Genomic DNA, 1,258 nt, shown 5'->3' with positions numbered 1-1,258 from the left:
CTTGCAAACAAAGCGATTATCCTGCATCTCAAATGGATGACTCTTTTTTTTTCCGATTTTCACTCAAATATCGACCAAATAAAAATAACAAATAGAAAATCAGAATCCACACTACGCCTACTGCAACACCGTACCAAACCGGAAAAAAACTAATAAGATATAAATCAAACAAATCATTCACAACAAAACAATAATATACTAAGTCAAAAACAATCATTACGAAATAAACAAATACACCAAGAAAAAAATATTGAAGCCTAGACATATTTACAAAATAGCCATACAATATGGCAGGAATAAACACAGACAATGTAGCAGAAAAAACAACTATCATCAAATAATACAAATGCAACAAAAAAGACATGCAACTATTTTTTGTTGCGCCACATAAGTTAAAAATACTTGCTCCAACATCCCAGCTCAAACTTTCTGCAAAAATATAACCATAAACCGAATAAAACACATACCGCAAAACCACTACTAAAAACATTGCAAATAAGATTCTAGCTATTTCTAATGCTTTATTTTTCATAATTAATAACCCAAACAAACACTACATACATTTTGAAGAGGAATAATACATCCTCCAAATTGAGGAGATCCAACCGGACCACGTGCCTCACAAATTGCCTTTGTACATTTTAAACATTGATCTAAATCCTCACTACAACAATCAAGCTCTCCATTCTTAAACAAACCCATACATTCGACCTTAACATTTTCTGCATCTTTTACCTTATCATACGCATCCCTGATTCTATCTCTAATTGATTTCAATCCAAATGGATCAAAATAAAGCAAAGGGTTATTTAACACATAAGAATACCAATTCAATTCCTGAGATGTTAAAAGATATCTGGGTTCAGCAAAAATTATACGAACAATACCTTCTATTTGGTTAGTATAAAGCGGATCCATCCTGAGATATCTCCCCACCTCAGGATCATAATATCTCCACCAGTTGTAGTGCAGCCCCGTCTCTTCATCCTCGTACTGCCCTGGGAACCGCAGGGGATTTTTTACCCTCGCTCCCCCATCCACCAGCGCCCTGCCAAAGCTCTCATACTTTGCCTCCCAGACCACAGCGCCGGAGCTGGCGGTGAGCATCTGCGGGGTGCCGAGGTGATCGTTGTGGTACCAGTAGTAATGTCCTGCTTCTTTTAGATAAAGGGGGTCCGTTCCCCAGATGCCCTGCGGTTTCCAGCCAAAGCTCCGGATTTCGCGACCGGAGGCGTCAAGCTCCGCCACAAGGCCTTCG

Annotated in this window: 2 protein-coding genes; both read right to left on the bottom strand. The window is 39.0% G+C overall.

The features are described from left to right. Positions 1 to 28 precede the first annotated feature (28 nt). Entirely contained in the window at positions 29 to 532 is a 504-nt protein-coding gene (locus tag OOT00_RS15975; RefSeq protein WP_265426419.1) for a hypothetical protein, read from the bottom strand. Between the two features lie 2 nt (positions 533 to 534). Beyond that, a partial coding sequence (locus OOT00_RS15970; RefSeq protein ID WP_303650015.1) for an RHS repeat domain-containing protein occupies positions 535 to 1,258 on the bottom strand: 724 nt, incomplete at its 5' end.

The organism is Desulfobotulus pelophilus, from assembly GCF_026155325.1.
In the GTDB taxonomy this organism is placed as follows: Bacteria; Desulfobacterota; Desulfobacteria; order Desulfobacterales; family ASO4-4; genus Desulfobotulus; species Desulfobotulus pelophilus.
This window is presented reverse-complemented; position numbering and strand designations above follow the sequence as displayed.

Coding starts and splice junctions, on each gene's coding strand:
- OOT00_RS15975 (WP_265426419.1), bottom strand. CDS start 532: ATGAAAAATAAAGCATTAGAAATAGCTAGAATCTTATTTGCAATGTTT.